15 protein-coding genes and 1 pseudogene are annotated in these 18,836 nt (G+C 68.4%); 13 read left to right on the top strand and 3 right to left on the bottom strand.

What is annotated here, in order from left to right; translation table 11 throughout:
• Nucleotides 1-66 precede the first annotated feature (66 nt).
• The 11 genes from OM977_RS08055 (at nucleotide 67) to OM977_RS08005 (ending at nucleotide 14,367) form a co-directional block, all read left to right on the top strand.
• Complete coding sequence (locus tag OM977_RS08055; RefSeq protein WP_264356968.1) at nucleotides 67-1,581, top strand: amino acid permease; 1,515 nt, start codon at nucleotides 67-69, stop codon at nucleotides 1,579-1,581.
• Nucleotides 1,582-1,864: 283 nt separating this feature from the next.
• Complete coding sequence (locus OM977_RS08050; protein WP_442960708.1) at nucleotides 1,865-3,598, top strand: thiamine pyrophosphate-dependent enzyme; 1,734 nt, start codon at nucleotides 1,865-1,867, stop codon at nucleotides 3,596-3,598.
• Between the two features lie 209 nt (nucleotides 3,599-3,807).
• Nucleotides 3,808-5,211: a DUF6421 family protein gene (locus OM977_RS08045; RefSeq protein WP_264356966.1), complete on the top strand. Its 1,404-nt coding sequence runs from the start codon at nucleotides 3,808-3,810 to the stop codon at nucleotides 5,209-5,211.
• On the top strand, nucleotides 5,208-5,957 hold the full coding sequence (locus OM977_RS08040; RefSeq protein WP_264356965.1) for an SDR family oxidoreductase: 750 nt from the start codon (nucleotides 5,208-5,210) through the stop codon (nucleotides 5,955-5,957). The genes OM977_RS08045 and OM977_RS08040 overlap by 4 nt, the downstream gene beginning before the upstream one ends.
• A gap of 49 nt (nucleotides 5,958-6,006) precedes the next feature.
• Nucleotides 6,007-7,095 (top strand): threonine aldolase family protein, encoded by a 1,089-nt coding sequence (locus OM977_RS08035; protein ID WP_264357353.1) that lies wholly within the window; start codon nucleotides 6,007-6,009, stop codon nucleotides 7,093-7,095.
• Nucleotides 7,096-7,231: 136 nt separating this feature from the next.
• A complete protein-coding gene (locus OM977_RS08030; protein WP_264357352.1) occupies nucleotides 7,232-7,882 on the top strand; it encodes a DUF3000 domain-containing protein in 651 nt (216 codons plus the stop codon).
• Nucleotides 7,883-7,956: 74 nt separating this feature from the next.
• Nucleotides 7,957-9,336 carry an HRDC domain-containing protein gene (locus OM977_RS08025; RefSeq protein WP_264356964.1) on the top strand — a complete coding sequence of 460 codons (1,380 nt, stop codon included), beginning with the start codon at nucleotides 7,957-7,959 and terminating at the stop codon, nucleotides 9,334-9,336.
• A 106-nt stretch (nucleotides 9,337-9,442) separates the two neighbouring features.
• On the top strand, nucleotides 9,443-10,021 hold the full coding sequence (locus tag OM977_RS08020; protein WP_264356963.1) for a hypothetical protein: 579 nt from the start codon (nucleotides 9,443-9,445) through the stop codon (nucleotides 10,019-10,021).
• Complete coding sequence (locus OM977_RS08015) at nucleotides 9,994-10,719, top strand: YcnI family copper-binding membrane protein (protein ID WP_264356962.1); 726 nt, start codon at nucleotides 9,994-9,996, stop codon at nucleotides 10,717-10,719. The genes OM977_RS08020 and OM977_RS08015 overlap by 28 nt, the downstream gene beginning before the upstream one ends.
• Nucleotides 10,720-10,942: 223 nt before the next feature.
• Entirely contained in the window at nucleotides 10,943-12,208 is a 1,266-nt protein-coding gene (locus OM977_RS08010; protein ID WP_264356961.1) for a thiolase family protein, read from the top strand.
• The gene (locus tag OM977_RS08005) at nucleotides 12,205-14,367 is read left to right on the top strand and encodes a 3-hydroxyacyl-CoA dehydrogenase NAD-binding domain-containing protein (RefSeq protein ID WP_264356960.1); all 2,163 of its coding nucleotides are present in this window, start codon (nucleotides 12,205-12,207) and stop codon (nucleotides 14,365-14,367) included. The genes OM977_RS08010 and OM977_RS08005 overlap by 4 nt, the downstream gene beginning before the upstream one ends.
• Nucleotides 14,368-14,490: 123 nt before the next feature.
• On the opposite strand, the gene OM977_RS08000 is transcribed toward OM977_RS08005, so the two are convergent.
• The gene (locus OM977_RS08000) at nucleotides 14,491-15,144 is read right to left on the bottom strand and encodes a TetR/AcrR family transcriptional regulator (RefSeq protein WP_264356959.1); all 654 of its coding nucleotides are present in this window, start codon (nucleotides 15,142-15,144) and stop codon (nucleotides 14,491-14,493) included.
• A gap of 21 nt (nucleotides 15,145-15,165) precedes the next feature.
• On the opposite strand from OM977_RS08000, the pseudogene OM977_RS07995 reads away from it, so the two are divergent.
• Together OM977_RS07995 and OM977_RS07990 are read left to right on the top strand one after the other, a co-directional pair.
• A pseudogene (locus OM977_RS07995) lies at nucleotides 15,166-15,501 on the top strand (glycosyltransferase); the annotation flags it as partial.
• Nucleotides 15,502-16,118: 617 nt separating this feature from the next.
• Entirely contained in the window at nucleotides 16,119-16,547 is a 429-nt protein-coding gene (locus OM977_RS07990; RefSeq protein ID WP_264356958.1) for a glycosyltransferase, read from the top strand.
• A 22-nt stretch (nucleotides 16,548-16,569) separates the two neighbouring features.
• Here OM977_RS07990 and OM977_RS07985 read toward each other — a convergent pair whose 3' ends face one another.
• Together OM977_RS07985 and OM977_RS07980 are read right to left on the bottom strand one after the other, a co-directional pair.
• The gene (locus OM977_RS07985; RefSeq protein WP_264356957.1) at nucleotides 16,570-18,066 is read right to left on the bottom strand and encodes an ABC transporter ATP-binding protein; all 1,497 of its coding nucleotides are present in this window, start codon (nucleotides 18,064-18,066) and stop codon (nucleotides 16,570-16,572) included.
• The gene (locus OM977_RS07980; protein ID WP_264356956.1) at nucleotides 18,063-18,836 is read right to left on the bottom strand and encodes an energy-coupling factor transporter transmembrane component T; all 774 of its coding nucleotides are present in this window, start codon (nucleotides 18,834-18,836) and stop codon (nucleotides 18,063-18,065) included. Before OM977_RS07980 ends, OM977_RS07985 begins: the two co-directional genes overlap by 4 nt.

The following is an 18,836-nucleotide window of genomic DNA, read 5'->3' as shown; positions in this document are numbered from 1 at the left end:
AGCTGTATCCACAATTTCCTGCTCGAACCCCCCATTTAGATCTTTGACAGGTCGAAAGGAATCCCCATGTCCAACAACCCCAATGACGAGGTTGGTTTGTACGAGGCCGATGGTGGCCACGCCCACGCCCCGGATGCCCTGATCCATGCCGAGGACGCCGGCTACCACAAGGGTCTCAAGGCGCGGCAGATCCAGATGATTGCGATCGGCGGCGCGATCGGCACCGGCCTGTTCCTCGGTGCCGGCGGCCGGCTCAACGCCGCCGGGCCGTCCCTGGTGATTGCCTATGCCGTCTGCGGCTTTTTCGCTTTCCTGATCCTCCGCGCGTTGGGCGAACTGGTGCTGCACCGGCCGTCGTCGGGCTCCTTTGTCTCCTACGCCCGTGAGTTCTTCGGGGAGAAAGCGGCTTTTATCTCCGGCTGGTTCTACTGGATCAACTGGGCCACCACCACCATTGTGGACATCACGGCCGCCGCGCTCTACATGAACTTCTTCGGCAAGTACGTGCCCTGGATGGGCGGGGTGCCGCAGTGGGTGTGGGCCCTGATCGCCCTGGTGGTGGTGCTTTGCCTCAACCTCGTGTCGGTCAAGGTGTTCGGTGAGCTGGAGTTCTGGTTCGCGATCATCAAGGTTGTGGCGCTGGTGGCGTTCCTCCTCGTCGGCACCTACTTCGTCATCTTCGGCACCCCGGTAGACGGCCAGGATGTCGGGTTCAGCCTCATTACGGACAACGGCGGCATCTTCCCCAATGGCCTGCTGCCGATGATCATCCTGATGCAGGGTGTGCTGTTCGCCTACGCCTCGATTGAGCTGGTGGGCACGGCCGCGGGTGAGACCGAGAACCCGGAGAAGATCATGCCCAAGGCCATCAACTCCGTGGTGTTTCGCATCGCCGTTTTCTATGTCGGTTCCGTCATCCTGCTCGCGCTGCTGCTGCCCTATACCTCCTACGAGAAGGGTGTGAGTCCCTTCGTGACGTTCTTCGGTTCACTGGGAATCCAGGGCGTGGACGTCATCATGAATCTGGTGGTCCTCACCGCCGCCCTGTCTTCGCTCAACGCGGGCCTCTACTCCACGGGCCGCATCCTCCGCTCCATGTCCATGGCCGGCTCGGCGCCGAAGTTCGCCCAGCGCATGAACAGGGCGGGCGTCCCTTACGGCGGCATCGCCCTCACGGCAGTGGTCTCGCTGCTGGGCGTCCCGCTGAACTACCTGGTGCCCGCGCAGGCCTTCGAGATCGTGCTGAACGTGGCCTCGGTGGGCATCATCGTCACGTGGGCCACCATCGTGGTGTGCCAGATCCAGCTCAAGCGCTGGGCGGACAGGGGCTGGGTGGAACGCCCCTCCTTCCGGATGTTCGGCGCCCCCTACACAGGCTATCTTTCGCTGCTGTTCCTCGTTGGCGTGCTGGTGATGGTATTCATCGACTCGCCCCTCACCCTGCTCGTCACCCTCGTGGCCTGCGCCCTGATGGTGGCCGGCTGGTACGCCTGCCGGAAGCGGATCCACGAAATCGCCGAAACCCGGAAAGGCTTTACGGGCACCGCACCCGTGGTGGCCAACCGGACTCCGATCCGCTAAGCGAATACCCTGCCACCGCCCTGTTCCCTGTCCGATCCCTTCAACAAGAGACTGAAAGCCCGATGAAACTACTAAATCCGCGGAGTCCCAACACGACGCCTACGAAAAGCCAGGCGACAGACAGTTGCGAGGACGGCTGCTTCTTCTGCACCGGCCCGGAAACAGACTAAGCACCACCAATCGTTCCGCTGGATCCAGCGGACTTGCCCGCACCTCACCCCACCCAACCACCTAATCCAACCCAAGAAGACAAGAAGTGATGACAACGGAGTCCGCATTCACCATGACCGCAACCGAAACGCAGCCGATTGAAGCCGCCGCCATCAACCAGGGCCCCGTACAGCCCGTCTCATCGACCATCCCGGCGGGCCTAAATGGCAGCACGACCCTGAAATCCGCCGGGCACGTGATTGTTGATTCGCTCGTGGCCCACGGCGTGGAACGCACGTACGTTGTTCCCGGCGAGAGCTTTCTGGACGTGCTGGACGGGCTGCACGATTCCGCCATCGACACGGTGGTCTGCCGGCATGAGGGCGGTGCCGCCTACATGGCCGAGGCCGACGGCAAGATGAACCAGCGTCCGGGCGTGGCCATGGTGACCCGCGGACCTGGTGCGGCCAACGCCCACGTTGGCCTGCACACCGCCTGGCAGGACTCCACCCCGATGCTGCTCTTCGTCGGGCTGATCCCGTTTGCGCACCGTGACCGCGAGGCGTTCCAGGAATTTGATATCAAGGCCTGGTTCGACACCGGGGCCAAGCGCGTGATGGTCCTTGACCATGCCGAGCGCGCCTCCGAGATCGTTGCCGAAGCGATGTTCGCGGCCATGAGCGGACGGCCTGGCCCCGTTGTGGTGGGCCTGCCGGAAGACATCATCCGCCAACTCGTGGATCCTGCCCTGCACCCGACCATCCCGGTGGCCACGGGCGGAATGAGCACCACCGATGCCGCAGCACTCGCCGCCGCCCTTGCAAAGTCCTCAAAGCCCCTTTTTGTCACGGGCGGCAACGACTGGACCCAGGAAGCGGCCGATCAGCTCACCGGATGGCTGGAAAAGCACCATATCCCGGCCGCCGCGGAATGGCGCACGCAGGGAACAGTCCCCTTTGACTCCCCATCCTATGTGGGCCCGATCGGCTACGGACGCCCCCGCCCCACATACGACCTGTTCGAGGAAACGGACCTGCTCGTTTTCGTCGGGACGGTTCCGGGCGATGTGATCACGGATGGTTTTGTCTGCCGGCAGGACTGGAATAGGACGAACTTCCTGGTCACGATAGACCCCTCGCTGCGTGGCCGCTCCGGCCCGGTCTCACGGCAGATTGTCGCAAAACCGGACGCCTTCGTCAGGGACCTGCTGGGAATCGACCTGCCGGTGAAAGAGGAGTGGAAAGCATGGACGGGCCGGATGCGCGCCGAGCAGGCGTCCTTCGCCAGCTTGCCTCCGGCCACACCAGGCGAAGGGCCCGCCAAGATGGACACCCTGATGGCGAACCTCGTCCCGCGGCTACCCGAGGACGCCATGGTGACTTTCGGTGCCGGCGAGCACACCAACTGGGCGCATCGGTACTTCCCCACACGGCGTTACGCCTCAATGATCAGCGCCAGGAACGGCTCCATGGGCTACTCCGTGCCCTCCGCCGTCGCCGCCTCGCTGGCCAGCCCCCAGCGCCGGGTGGTCACCATCGCCGGCGACGGGGAATTCCTCATGAACGGCCAGGAGCTCGCTACTGCTGCCCAGTACGGAGCCACGCCGCTCATCATCGTCATGGACAACCAGGAATACGGCACCATCCGCACCCATCAGGAACGCCACTATCCGTCCCGGGTTTCGGGCACGCAGCTGAATAACCCCGATTTCGGCCTCATGGCCCAGGCCTTCGGCGGTTTCGGCATCACGGTCACCCGGGACGAGGACGTGCCGGCCGCCCTCGACGCAGCGCTTCAGGCTATCGACCAGGACGGGATGTTTGCCCTCATTCACCTGATCGTTGAACAGCGTGTAAAGGCTTACTGAATCACGATGGTCCCCGGCTCCGGCACCCAGGCCTCTGCTGGAGCTGGAGCTGGGGCATCCTTTTCGGCCTGGTTGCCTCAGTCTTTCTTATGCTCAGCCGTGTTTTGCATTAGCGCTCCTGTTTGCTTGCTACGCTCGCCGTAGAGACCAACAAGAGCGACTCGACGCATCAGCGACGTACGCAGCAAACAGAAAGGCGTCCGATGACGATGACCCCCACCGCAATCACCGCCCCCGCCCCCATCACCGCCGGAACGCCCGAGTGGCTGCGGCTCAAGGGTGCCGCTACCGCATTGCAGGCACTCCAGGCAAAGGACGGGTCCGTTCCCGAGCCGGCGGACCATGCTGCGGCGGCCGGCCACGTGGAGGCCATCACGGCGGCCATCCGGACCCTCGCCCCGGCGTTCCCGCATGACGCGGACTACCTTGAGCTCCTTGTCGCCGACTTCGGACGCTGGGCTGACGCCGGCTTCGGCGTCCCCGATTTCCTCGACTCGCTGCAGGCCTTCCAGCCCCAGCAGCACCGGATCAACGGACTCCAGAACCTGGTGGTCTTTCCGATGTACACCCAGAACGGCAGCAGCAACCGGCTGGTTGAAGCCGTGCTGATCGAGGTCATTTGGCCCGAGTTCATCGCCGGACTGGAAGCGGGCGAGTACTCCAACAAGCTATTCGTCCCGATCCGCTTCCTCGACTTCACCCCCGGGTACGACACCAACTCCGCGGTCCTCTTCCCGGAAACCGTCGCCGTCCGCGAAACCCCCACGTTCACCTGGGGCGCCATCTTTGCTGACCGCGAGGCGGCCCGTTTCCGCCGCGTGCTCCGCGCCGCGGCGGACATCACCTCGCTGCAGCTGCCCGAGGATGCCGCGGCCCTGCTGGAGGACCAGGAGCTGACCCAGGAAACCTTCGTCATGTGGGACCTCATCCATGACCGCACGCACATGCGCGGGGACCTGCCGTTCGATCCGTTCATGATCAAGCAGCGCATGCCGTTCTTCCTCTACTCCCTCGAGGAGCTGCGCTGCGACCTGACCGCCTTCCGCGAGTCCGTGAAGATCGAAAAGGATGAGGACGCGGATCCTGAGGCCCGCCGGCACGCCAAACTGGTCCAGTACGCCGTCATATTTGACCGGATCTTCCGCTTCGCCATCACCGGCAGCCGGGTCCGGAACTACGACGGCCTCGGCGGGCAGCTGCTGTTCGCCTGGATGCACCAGCACCACGTGCTGCACTGGACGGACAGCAAGCTCAGCATCGACTGGGACGAGGCTGCCGACGTCGTGGTTGAACTCGGCGCGAAGATCGAGGAACTCTACTGGCGCTCCATTGACCGGCCGAAGATGGCCCACTGGCTCGCGGCCTACGAGCTGATCACCGGGACCGTCACCCCCAACCCGGCCTCCGTCTGGGCCAAGGGCCCGGCGGCGCTGCCGCTGGACGGCCCGCCGCGCGGCCTCACAGACCAGGTCCTCGACGACGAGTTCCCGCTGTCCATGTTCTATGAGGCGCTGGAGAAGAAGATGCGGCCGGTCATCGAGTCCACCGCCGGCATCACCGGATTCTCCGACACCAGCACGGGAACCACGACGCCGGCACTGAACGCCGCATGAGCACACCCCGGAACCTGAACGTGGTGGTCACGGGCGGCAGCGGCCCCTCCGGGATCGCCGCCGCCCGCGCCCTGCACGACGCCGGGCACACGGTATTCACGGTCGGCTCCGACGGGCCGCGGATAGAGGCGGCCGCAGCGGAGGCGGGCAGCGGCGTCACGCCGCTGGTCTGCGACCTCGCCAGCATGGCTGAGGTCCGGTCGCTTCACGCCGCGATCACCGCCAGGGCCGGAAAGGTCGACGGCGTGATCCACCTCGTCGGCGGATGGCGCGGCGCCAAGGGCATCGCGGACCAGAGCGACGAGGACTGGGACTTCCTGGAGCGCAGCGCCATCACCACGGTCCGGAATGTCACCCGGGTCTTCTACGAGGACCTCACTGCCTCGGGTACGGGCCGCTTCGCCCTGGTTTCCTCCACCGCGGTCGGCAGCCCGACGGCGGCGGCGGCCAGCTACGTGGCCGTCAAGGCCGCGGCCGAGGCATGGACGCTTGCGGTGGCCGACGGTTTCCGCCGCGACCAGTCGGCGACCGGCGCAATCGGGGCGACCGGCGGGCCGGAAGAGCAGCGCAGTGCCGCGGTCATTTTCGTGGTCAAGGCGCTCGTCGACGCCGGGATGCGGGCGAAGTCGCCCGAGCGCAGCTTCCCCGGTTTCACGGATGTCGATGAGCTGGCCGCCGCCGCCGTCGGGCTCTTCGCCACCCCCGCCGCCGAGCTGAACGGCCGGCGGCTGCTGCTGAGCCGCTGAACTTAGCGTTCCGGCCCTACGTCCCTAGACTGAAAGTGTGAGCAAACCGATGACAAGCACAGTTGAAACCGCCCCCGCCAGCACCGCGGCGCGGCTCCACGACCCGTCCGTCCGCGGCTTCGCCTCGGACAACTACTCGGGCGTCCATCCCGAGGTGCTGGCCGCGCTGGCCGCCGCCAACGAGGGCCATCAGGTCTCCTACGGAGAGGACGACTACACCGCCCGACTCCAGCAGCTGATAGAAGAGCATTTCGGTGAGGGAATCGACTGCTTCCCGGTCTTCAACGGCACTGGCGCCAACGTACTGTCCCTACAGTCCCTGCTCCCCCGCTGGGGAGCCGTTATCTGCGCCTCCACTGCACACATCAACATGGATGAGAACGGAGCCCCGGAGCGGATCGGCGGCATCAAGCTGCTCCAGGTCCACACCTCCGACGGCAAACTCACCCCCGAATTGATCGACAAGGAGGCCTGGGGTTGGGGCGACGAGCACCGCGCGCAGCCCCTGGCCGTGTCCATCACCCAGACCACGGAACTGGGCACCTGCTACACGCCGGAGGAGGTCCGGGCCATCGCTGAGCATGTCCATTCCAAGGGGATGAAACTGCACATGGACGGCGCCCGGCTGGCAAATGCCGCCGCTCACCTGAACGTGCCGCTGCGGGCGTTCACCCGCGACGCCGGCGTGGACATCCTCTCCTTCGGCGGCACCAAGAACGGCCTGCTCTTCGGCGAGGTCGTCGTGGCGCTGAACCCGGAGGCCGCCCACGGCCTGGTCTACCTTCGCAAGATGAACATGCAGCTGGCCTCCAAGATGCGCTTCATGTCCGCACAGTTCATCGCGCTGCTCGAGGGAGACCTGTGGCTGCGCTCGGCGTCCCATGCCAACGCCATGGCGGCCCGGCTGCGTGCCGGCGTCGAATCGATCCCCGGAGTCCAGCTGAGCCAGAAGACCGAATCCAACGGCGTCTTCGCGGTGCTGCCCGCCGGCGTCGCGGACCGGCTGCGCACCTCCTTCCGTTTCTACGACTGGAACGAGGCAGCCCGCGAGGTCCGCTGGATGTGTTCCTTTGATACCACCGAGGAAGATGTTGACACCTTCATCGCGGCCATCAAGCGCGAGCTCGCGGCCCTCTGACACCGGCTCCCGCCGGCCCTGCCTCCGCCGGGCACGCCGCTGCCCCGCCGGGCCGTCCCCGGCCGGGCGGCGGCGGGGCCTGCCCGTTCGGGCGGCGAGCCTGCCGGGCTTCCCGTCCCGCGTTGCATAATCTTCCATTGTGAACGCACTCGACCAGGTTCCGGCAGATTTCCTCTTTGCCCTGGGAACCCTTCGACAAGCACGGTGCCGCAGTGAACTGCGCCTGGAGGAGATTCCGGCGCCCTCCAGGCTGGCACCCTTCGCCGTGGCCCTCGGCGCCGAAGTCCTCGTCCCGGGAGACGCGGAAGGTGCCGGAGCCGTCCATGGTCCCGCCGCAGCCGCCCTCGCGCCCGCTGCGGGGAGCGACGACGTCGAACTGGCCACCGGCCGCTTCATCCTGCTGCACGATCCAGACGGTTCCGCCGTCTGGGACGGGCAATTCAGGATCGTCACCTACATCCGGGCCCAGCTGGAGCCCGAGATGGGCAATGACGAGATGCTCGGCTCGGTCGCCTGGACCTGGCTTGTGGAAGCCCTGGACAACCATGCCGCGCCCTACCGTTCGGCCGGCGGCACTGCAACGAGGGTCTTGTCCGAAAGCTTCGGCACTCTCTCCGACCGGCCGAATTCGATCGACATCGAACTGCGCGCCTCCTGGACCCCTGCCAGCGCGGACATCACCTCGCATCTGGAGGCGTGGTCGGACATGGTGTGCACATTCGCGGGGCTTCCGCCGCTGCCCGAGGGCGTCTCCCCGCTTCCCCGCCGCCGGCGCGATCAGCCTTGATCCGGCTCCGGATCGGCCCTGTTTTGCCCGACGCTGAGTCTCCCGCGCCGGGTTGTCGGTAAACTGGAGTCATCATGACCCCTCAAATACCGGAAATCACCACGGCCGGCGCCCTTCAAAATACGACCGCGGCCGCTGAGACCCCAGCCCATATCACCGTGGAGGGCTTCGACAGCCTGGTCCCCGAGGTAATCGACCTCGATGCACCCCGCGACGGCGTGCCGCTGGTGATCGAAACCCAATCCGGCCTGGAACGTTGCGCCGCGGCCCTTGCCGCAGGCCATGGACCCGCCGGAGTGGACGCCGAACGGGCTTCCGGCTTCCGTTACGGCCAGCGCGCCTTCCTGGTCCAGATCCGCCGTGAAGGATCCGGCACTTGGCTGATCGATCCTGAAGCCTTCGGCGACCTGCGGATCGTCAATGAAGCCCTAAGCGGCGTGGAATGGATCCTGCACGCGGCCAGCCAGGACCTGCCCTGCCTGTCCGAGCTCGGCATGTGGCCGGACAAGCTCTTCGACACCGAGCTCGCAGCCCGGCTGGCCGGCCTGCCACGGGTGGGCCTCGCAGCCGTCATCGAACAGCTCCTGGGCTTCGGCCTGGCGAAGGAACACTCTGCCGCCGACTGGTCCACCCGTCCGCTCCCGGAACCCTGGCTGCGCTACGCGGCCCTCGACGTCGAGGTCCTCACCGAGCTGCGCGAGGAACTCATTGAGCTCCTTGTGGCGGACGGCAAGCTCGACTTCGCCGAGCAGGAGTTCGCTGCCATCCTCGAGGCCGGCCAGGCCCCGCCCCGCGTCGACCCCTGGCGCAAGACGTCCGGACTCCACCAGATCCGCGACCGCCGCCAGCTCGCCGCCGTCCGGGAACTCTGGCTGGAACGTGACTCACTGGCCCAGAAGCGCGACGTTGCGCCGGGCCGGCTCATTCCGGACTCGGCCCTCGTGTCCGCGGCCAAGGCCATGCCCAGCACGGTCCCACAGCTGCTGGGGACCAAGGGCTTCCACGGCCGCGCCGCCCAGCGCGAGGCGCCGCGCTGGCTGCGCTGCATCAGCACGGCCCGGACCCTCGAGGAGCTGCCGCCGCTTCACCTGCCCACCAATGCTCCGCCGCCACCGCGCGTCTGGGCGGACCGGGATCCCGAGGCCGCCGCGCGGCTTGCCACCGCCCGGCCCAAGCTGCAGGCCAAGGCGGAGGAACTCAACCTGCCGGTGGAAAACCTGCTGACCCCCGACTACCTGCGACGGGTGGCCTGGCGTCCGCCGGCGGAACTCAGCGAGGACGGCGTGGCCGAGGAACTGCAGAACCTTGGTGCGAGGCAGTGGCAGATAGAACTCGCCGCCCCGCTGATCGCCGAAGCCTTCCTCAGCCCCGGCCCGCTGCCGGAAAAGGCGCCCAAGGCCGCGGCGCCGGCAGCCGCGGGCGCGGCCGCAACCGCGCCCGAGTCCACCGGGTAGCGCCGTCCCCCCGGACCGTCGGTTGTGCCGGTCCAAGGTTTCTCCACCCTCCCCTGCCTAGCCTCGAGTGTGTCTTAGCGGTCAGGACCCGGGGAGGGAGGAACAGGTGGATGTTCGCGGCCCACTGCGCCTCCTCCGGGCGGTCCTCGTGACGGGTGCGGCCACCGCCCTGGCCGCCGCAGGGCACGTCCTCGCCGGCGGAGCACTTCCCGAACCGCAGATCCTTGCTATTGTGGCCGCGCTCCTGCTGGGCCCCGTGGTTTGGCTTGCCCGCCGGCAGCTGTCTTTTCCCACCCTGCTGGGAGTCCTTGGAACCGGACAGCTGATCCTGCATGAAGCGTTTCTGGTGCTTTCCTCCCCGGTCCCGTGCCCGACGTCGGGCGAGCCCATGCCGCACCACGGAGCGGGCCAGGTCCTGGACTGCTCCGCGTCCGTCGCAGACGCCCTGACCGTCCCCACCGGCTCCGGCGCCGATTCACCGACCATGCTGGCCGCCGATCTGCTTGCCCTCCTAGCCACGGCCTGGCTGCTGCGTGGAGGCGAGATAGCCCTGTGGCAACTCCTCGCCTGGCTTCGCCCGCTCGTGCACCTGCCACGATCCTCATGGAGCGTCACCCTGCCGTCGCCACTGATCGGCAGCACCGGAAAGGCCCCGTCATGCATACTTCAACCCCCCGCGCCCTGAAAACCGTTACCGTCCTCGCCACCGCGGCCGGCCTCATGGCCTTGGGCGTCGGCGCCGCCGCTGCCCATGTGAGGGTGGACCCGGCGTCGACATCCGCCGGCGGCTTCTCGCAGTTGACCTTCAGGGTCCCCAATGAGTCCGCAACGGCCAAAACCACCGGACTCACCGTCACCTTGCCCACAGGTACGCCGTTCACCTCCGTTTCGGTCAAACCAATGGACGGCTGGACGGCCACGATTACGGAAGCAAATCTTCCCGCGCCGGTCACCGTCGAAGGAGCCACCATCACCAAGGCTGCGGCCTCCGTCACCTGGACCGCGGACGCCGCCCACCAACTCGGGCCGCATGAATACCAGACGTTCTCGATCTCCGTCGGCCGGCTCCCGGCCTCCGGCACCACCGTGTCGTTGCCGGCAGCACAGACCTACTCCGACGGCAACGTCGTGAACTGGAGCGACCCGGTCACCCAGGGCCAGCCGGAACCCGGCCATCCCGTTCCCTCGTTCGTCACCACCGCAGCCGCCGATGAACGCGCCCAGGCGGCACCGGCCGCCGACACCACCCCGGCGTCCTCGACCACGCCCGCCACGGCGGCTCCGGACAACAGCTTCGGCATCCTCGGGCTCGGTGCGGGAGTACTCGGCCTGGCCGCCGGGTCCGCGGCCCTGGTCCGGACCCGTGCACCCCGCAAAAGCTGACCGCACACGATCCCCTGCCGGCGGCAGCGAAACGGTCGCCGCCGGCGGCGGAGGCCTGCGCCGGCCGCCTGCGGCCGTCGGCCGTCGGCGGGCCCAACGTGGACACCTTGCCAGCTATGTTACTCGCGAGTAACATAAGGAGTGATGTCGCCTGGATCATCCGCCGTTGGCTCCCGCTGCCACCGCCCCGGTCCGGCACCCATGTCTCAATGAGGAGTAACACGTGAGCCAACCCCGCACCGTCCGCGACGTCGTCTTCGTCGACGGCGTCCGCACCCCCTTCGGCCGCGCGGGCGAGAAAGGCATCTACGCAGGAACGCGCGCCGACGACCTTGTGGTCAAATGCATCCGTGAACTGATGCGCCGCAACCCCTCCCTGCCCGCAGACCGCATCGACGAGGTCGCCATCGCGGCCACGACGCAGACCGGCGACCAGGGCCTGACCATCGGACGCACCGCCGCCCTGCTGGCCGGCCTCCCCCGCACGGTCCCCGGCTTCGCGATCGACCGGATGTGCGCCGGCGCGATGACGGCCGTGACCACGACGGCGAGCGGCATTGGCTTCGGCGCCTACGACGTCGTGATCGCCGGCGGCGTGGAGCACATGGGCAACCATCCGATGGGTGCCGGCGCCGAGCCCAACCCGCGCTTTATGTCCGAACGGATCGTGGATCCGGCCGCCCTGAACATGGGCAACACAGCCGAGAACCTGCACGACCGTTTCCCGGCCATCACCAAGAACCGTGCCGACGCCTACGCCGTTGCGTCCCAGGACAAGCTGGCCGCCGCCTACGCCAACGGCCAAATCCAGCCGGACCTTGTGCCCGTCGCCACGATGAAGCCCGGCCAGGGCTGGACCGTGAACACTGTGGACGAGCCGCCGCGGCCGGGAACGACGCTGGATGACCTCGCCGCGCTCAAGACCCCGTTCCGGGCCCATGGCCGGGTCACGGCCGGCAACGCCGCCGGTCTCAATGACGGCGCGACGGCGGCCCTGCTGGCTTCCGCTGAGACCGCAGAGGAGCTGGGCCTTCCGGTCCGCATGCGCCTGGTCAGCTACGCCTTCGCGGGAGTGGAACCCGAAGTCATGGGCATCGGCCCGGTCCCGGCTACCGAGAAGGCGCTCAAGAGCGCCGGTCTGGGCATCGCGGACATCGGCCTTTTCGAAATCAACGAGGCCTTCGCCGTGCAGGTGCTCAGTTTCCTGGACCACTTCGGCATCGCCGACGACGATCCCCGGGTCAACCGCTACGGCGGCGCCATTGCCGTCGGGCACCCGCTGGCGTCCTCGGGCGTGCGGCTGATGAACCAGCTGGCCCGCCAGTTCGAGGAGGATCCCTCAGTGCGCTTCGGCATGACCACGATGTGCATCGGGCTGGGCATGGGAGCCACCGTAATCTGGGAGAACCCGCACCACGCCGGCTACGGCACCGCCGCCGAAGCCACCGCCACCCCCACCACCACCACCGAGACTGGAGCCGCAGCATGAGCGCCGCCGAATTCCGCCAGCTGGGCGAACTCTTCCCGAACGAGACGGTCACCCACTCCTACGTCCAGGACATCGAGCTGCCCCCCGTCAACGGCACAAGCCCTGGCACGTTCGCCCTGGTCACACTGGACAACGGCCTGGACCACTCCAAGCCGACCACGCTGGGCCCGAACACCCTGATCGAGCTCGGCACCGTCCTGACCGGACTGAAGGAGCGTGCCGCCCGCGGCGAGATCGTCGGCGTCGGCGTCACCGGCAAACCCTACTTCCTGGTCGCCGGGGCGGACCTGTCCACGGTGAAGTCCCTCGGAGGCCGCGAACAAGGCCTCTGGATGGCCCAGCTGGGCCACGATGTCTATGCCACCCTGGCCAACCTCGGTGTCCCCAGCTTCGCCTTCATCAACGGGCTCGCCCTCGGCGGCGGCCTGGAAATCGCGCTGCAGTCCACCTACCGCACGGTTTCGACCGGCGCCGGCGCGCTGGCCCTCCCCGAGGCCTTCATCGGCCTGATCCCGGGCTGGGGCGGCGTGTACATCCTGCCGCGGCTGATTGGACCCGAGAACGCCCTCAAGGTGATGATCGAGAACCCGTTGAGCAACAACCGCACCCTCACCGGGCCGCAGGCCTTCGAGCTCGGCATCGCGGACGCAATCTTCGAGCCCGCCGACTTCGTGGAGCAGTCCCTCGCATGGGCCGCGCAGGTCATCGCGGGCACCGCGACGCCGGAACGCGCCAACGCCGTCGATCCCTCCAGTCCGGAGGTTGCCGAACGCTGGGCAGGGGCCATCGCCGCCGGCCGGGCCTTCGTGGAAGCCAAGACCTCCAACGCCCCGCCCGCACCGGGAAAGGTCCTGGACGTGATGGAAGCGAACCGGACACTGACCCAGGCCGAGTCTGCTGCGCTCGAATGCGAAACCCTGGCGGACCTCATGCAGACCGACGAGTTCCGCTCCACCGTCTACGCCTTCCTGGACCTGGTGCAGCGGCGCTCCAAGCGCCCGGCCGGCGCCCCGGACCCCAAGCTCGCGCGCCCGGTGACCAAGATCGGCGTCGTGGGCGCAGGCCTGATGGCCGGCCAGCTCGCACTGCATTTCGCCCGCCAGCTCAAGGTGCCGGTCGTGTTGACGGACATCGACCAGGCCCGGGTGGACAAGGGTGTGGGCTATGTCCACGCCGAAGTGGACAAGCTGCTCGCCAAGAAGCGGATCAGTCCCGACGCCGCCAACCGGACGCGCGCCCTCGTGACCGGGTCGGTGTCCAAGGACGTCTTTGCCGACGCCGACTTCGTGATCGAAGCAGTGTTCGAGGAACTCTCCATCAAGAAGCAGGTCTTCGGGGAACTTGAGGCGATCGTCTCACCGGAGTGCATCCTCGCCACCAACACCTCCTCGTTGTCGGTCACGGCGATGGCCGAGGACCTCCGGCACCCCGAACGGCTGGTGGGCTTCCACTTCTTCAACCCGGTGGCCGTGATGCCGCTGCTGGAAATCGTCCGCGCGCCCCGGACCGACGACGCCGTGCTGGCCACCGCCTTCGACCTCGCCAAGGGACTCAAGAAAACCGCCGTGCGGGTCATGGATGCCCCGGCCTTCGTAGTCAACCGCATCCTGCTGCGCCTGATGGGCGAAGTGACCGCCGCGTTCGACGAGGGCACTCCCGCTGAGGTGGCGGACAACGCCCTGCGCCCGATGGGCCTGCCGATGACGCCGTTCACGCTCGGCGCCATGGTGGGGCTGCCGGTGGCGCAGCATGTCCAGGAATCCCTGCACGCTGCCTTCGGGGACCGCTTCCCGGTCTCGCAGAACCTGCAGAAGCTCATCGACAATGGCGTCAAGTCCATCTGGGCACCGGAGAACGGCCCGGACGGCAGGCCGTTCATTCCGGCCGAGACGCTGGCGCTGATGTCCTTCGGCAGCACGCCGTCGACCGGCGAGGACGTGCTGCACCGGACGCAGGATGCGCTGGCCGAGGAAATCGGCCTGATGCTGGATGAGGGCGTCGTGGCGGGCCCGGAAGACATCGATCTATGCATGATCCTCGGGGCGGGCTGGCCGATGTTCCTCGGCGGGATCACCCCCTACCTGGACCGGGTGGGCGCCTCCGAGCGGGTCACCGGCCGGAAGTTCCAGGCGCCCGGCGTCGCGTCCGAACCGGCCTAAAGCCGGCCAAATTCCGGCGGAGTTCCGGACGGACGCCGGCACCAATCCACTGCAATTTGTGGCGCCGCCACCTGGACTTTGGTCCGGGCGGCGGCGCCGCTCTCCTTGTCGCCCCGGCTCCAATCATTTTCCGGGCGCCAGTGCCGCCTCGAGAAGGACCCGCTGCAGCCAGGCGAGGTAGCGCTGCCCCGTCCACCCGGCCTGCACTACCAGGTGTTCATGCTGGTAAGGGGACGTGAGGAGCCAGAGCGTCAGCGCCACCTCCTCCACCGGAAGGTCGGTCCGCAACCCCCCGCGCTGCTGCAGCAAGCGGGCCACGATCAGGAAGTCCGCACGGATACGCTCCTGCAGACCGGCGTGCGCGGAAGCGATGTCCGGGTCACCCTGCGCAGCCGCCGCCATCGCCTGCCACAACCGCCCGATCCTGCCATTGAGCTCCGCCGCGAAGGAAGCCAGGCCCAGCAGTGCGTCCCTCGCATTCTCCTGGGCCAACACGGCGCGCGCCTCGGGCACCTCGAGGATGGAGCGCCCGCCGTCCACGCCGGCCGACGCCGCTTCCAGGGCGGCCAGCAGCAGCCGCGTCTTCGGACCGTGGGCCTGGACTGTCTCCACGGAGACCCCCGCATCGGCCGCAATGGCGCCGAGGGTCGTGGCCGGGAACCCTTTCGCCGCAAAGCAGCGGCCGGCCGATTCCAGCACGCGCCGTCGTGTGGCCGAGGCCTGCTCGTCCCGCAGGGTGGAACGGTAGCGCCTCGGACGGGAAGTTTCTGTTGCCATATTGACTACTGTGCCACAGTAATGAAAACTGAGCCAACATATCCACTTAAAGGAGACACCATGGCATCGGTCCTCGTCTGTTCCAGCCCCTTGGTCGGCCACGTCACGCCGATGCTTGCGGTCGCCAATGCTCTGGTCGAACACGGACACGATGTCCGCTTCCTGACCGGCCGCCGCTTCGAGGACCAGGTGGCCCGGACCGGCGCCTCCTTCCTCCCGCTGCCGCCGGAGGCCGATTTCGACGACAGCACCCTCGACGAGTCCTTTCCCGGGCGGGTCGGCCTGAAGGGGCCGAAAGGGATCCGCTTCGACATCCAGGAGATTTTCATGCGCCCCGGCAAAGCGCAGTACGAGGCCATCCTCGCCGCCTCCGCGGTGCGCCCGGTAGACGCTGTCCTGGCCGAATCACTTTTCATGGGCGCGGCGTTGCTGCTGGCCGGAGCAGGGCCCGACCGCCCCGCGGTCATCAACTGCGGCATCGTTCCGTTGAGCCTCGCCAGCCGGGACACGGCTCCCTACGGGCCGGGTATTGCCCCGCTGCCGGGATTGCTGGGGCGGGTCCGGAACCGCGCCTTGCAGGCGCTGACCGAGAAGGTGGTCTTCGGCCCGGTGCAGAAGTACGCGGATCAGGTGTCCCGGGACGTCACCGGCGCGCCGTTCCCGACGTTCTTCATGGATTGGCCCCGCGCCGCCGACCGTATCGCCCAGTTCACCGTTCCCGGCTTCGAATACCCTCGGTCCGATCTCCCCGCGACGGTCCACTTCGTCGGTCCGGTGTCCCAGGGCGGCAAGGGTACGTCCGCCGGGACCGGCACCCCCGGGACCGGCGCGGCTCCGTTGCCCCTCTGGTGGGACGAGCTCGACGCCGGCCACCCCGTGGTCCACGTCACCCAGGGAACTGTCGCCAACCGGGCCGGGATTTCGACGATCTGGTCCGTCCCACCATCGAGGGCCTGGCTCAGGACGACCTCCTCGTGGTGGTCAGCACCGGCGGCCGTCCCGTGGACACGCTCACAGGTCCGCTGCCGGACAACGTCCGGGTCGCCTCCTACCTGCCCTACGACGAACTGCTCCCCAAGACCGACGTCCTGGTCACCAACGGAGGCTACGGCGGTGTGCAGTTCGCGTTGCGGCATGGCGTGCCGCTGGTCGTGGCGGGCCAGACCGAGGAAAAGCCCGAAGTATGCGCCCGGGTGGCCTGGTCGGGCACCGGAATCAACCTGCGGACCAACCGCCCCAAGCCCGAAGCGGTCGCTGAAGCCGTCCGCGCCGTCCTGGCCGACAGCTCCTACCGGGAAGCGGGCAGCCGGATCGGCAGCGCGATCCGGGCCTCGCGCGGCGTGGACGGGCTGGCTGATCTGGTGGCAGAGGTCTGCAGCGGCCGCCCGGCGGAACGCCAGTAAGGGACAGGGACCGCCGCGGGAATCAGGCGTCCCTCAGCCTGCCGTCCCTGAGCTCCAGGACCCGGTGTGCTGTCCGCCGCGCGTAAACGAGGTCGTGCGTGACCAGGACGACGGCGGCACCCCGCGCCGCCGCCGCCCCGGCGGCCGCCTGCAGCGCCTCGAGGCCGTGCCGGTCCAGCCCGATGGTGGGTTCGTCCAGCGCCAGCACGGCTGGCTCCCGGGCCAGCACTGTGGCCAGCGCGAGCAGCCGCTGCTGCGAGGAGGGCAGCTCGGCGGGGTGGGCGCCGGCGGCCCCGGTGAGCCCGACGGCGGCCAGCGCTTCGATTGCCTTAACCGCGGCACGCTCGCGGCCCCACAGCTTCCCGAGTCCGAAGCTCACCTCCCGCAGGACGGTCCGTTCAAAGAGCTGGTCACGCGGGTGCTGGAACAGCAGGCCGACCTCCGCGGCGAGGGTTCCGGCCGGGACGCGGGCGATGTTGCCCCCGCGGATCCGTATCTCTCCGGAAGTCGGCCGCAGCAGGCCGTTGAGGGTACGCAACAGGGTCGATTTTCCCGCACCGTTCGGTCCGGTGATGGCCACGGTCTCCCCCGCCCGGACTACCAGGTCAAGCCCGGCCAGGAGCGGCGCGGGGTCCGGGGCACCGGGAGCGGGGTAGCTGAAGGCCAGGTTGCGAATGTCCAGCAGCGGAGCGGGGTCGCCGGCCGCAACCGACGGCAAGGCTGGCCGGGCGGGCAGTGCGCGCCCGGGGGGCGCCGCCACGACGACCCCCGTAGCCGCCAGCCCCGGCGAGGCTGCGACGACGCCGGGCGGTCCGGTGGCCGTTACCGTGCCGGCGTCGAGCACCAGCCAGTGATCGGCCGACCGGGCCAGATCGTCGGCGCTTTGACTGAGGAGCACGACGGCGGTCCCGGCGGCCGTCAGCCCGCGGACCAGCGTCCGGAGCCGCGCCTCGCCGCCGGCGTCCAGGGACGCCATGGGCTCGTCGAGGATCAGCACGCCAGGACGCATGATGAGGGCGCATCCCAGCGCCAGCCGGCGCTGTTCGCCGCCGGAGAGCGTCGCCGGGTCGCGGTCCAACAGCGGGGTGAGGCCCAGGAGTTCAGCGCTTTGGCTGACTTCCCGGAGCATCTCCGGGCGGGGTGTTCCGCGGTTTTCCAGCCCGAAGGCCAGTTCTTCGGCGACGGTGGCGCTTACGCTGGAGAGCATCGATGCCGGGTCCTGCGGTACGTAGGCCACGAGCGGGGACCAGGCGGCGGGGTCGATCCGCGGATCGGCGGATCCGCCCCGGAACTCCAGGAGGCTCCCGGCAAGGGTCAGGCGGCCGCGCAGGTGGCCGGCTTCCCCGGGCCGGAGCCACCCGCCGAGGAGTTTGCCCAGGGTGGATTTGCCGCTTCCGGAACCGCCCAGGACGGCGGTCAGGGTTCCGCGTGCCACGCTGATCCGGAGCCGATGCAGCGCCGGGACGTCGTCGCCGTGGAAGGTAAAGCCGGTGATGTCGGCGCTCAGCAGTTGGTTCATGGTCTTCCCAATCCCGGCCATGCAGCGGCCAAGCGGAGCAGGACCGCCGTTGCGGCAAGGAGCAGGGCGGCAGCACGGAGCCCGCGCTGCGCCGTCGGGTCCGTCAACGTCCGGTAGCTTGTCCGCGGTCCCGGCCGGGCAAAGCCGCGCGCGTCCAGCGCCTGCGAGCGGCTGCCGGCATCCTCGATCAGCCCCAGTACCAGCGGCACCATCTGCAGCCGGACGGCCACGAGCCGGGACAGCAGTCCGCCGCCGAGCACCAGGCCGCGGGCTTGCTGCGCTTGCTGGATGCTGTCGAGCCGGCGGGCAATGGCGGGCATCAGGGTCAGGGTGGAGGCCAGGACATAGCTGAACTGCCGGGGCACCCGGCGTGCGATGAGGGCGGCGATGAGATCCGGGACGTGAACGGTGAAGGAGAACAGCAGCAGCACGAGTACGCAGGCGGCGGTGCGCGTTGCCGCCTCCAGGGCAAAGCCCAGCCCTTCCGCGGTGACCCTCGCCGGTCCCCAGGCGGCGAGGACGGTACGACCCTCCGGGAAGAACAGGCCGTGCAGCATCAGCAGAGACACCCCGAACGGGACCAGGATGACCGCGCCGGCAGCCAGCACCCGGCGTGCCACGCCGGCCCGCCAGGCCAGTAGCCCCGCGCCCAGCGCCACCGCCACCGACAGCGGCCAGCATGCCGCCGCCGTCGTAAGAACCGCGGCGCTGACGGCCAGGGCCAGCGCAGTCAGCGGGTGGAGCCGGGAGCGCGTGCTTCCAGAAGGCAC

Origin of the sequence: Pseudarthrobacter sp. MM222 (genome assembly GCF_947090775.1) — a bacterium.
In the GTDB taxonomy this organism is placed as follows: Bacteria; Actinomycetota; Actinomycetes; order Actinomycetales; family Micrococcaceae; genus Arthrobacter.
The sequence above is the reverse complement of the archived record's forward strand: the minus strand, read 5'-3'. Positions and strand labels throughout refer to the sequence as shown.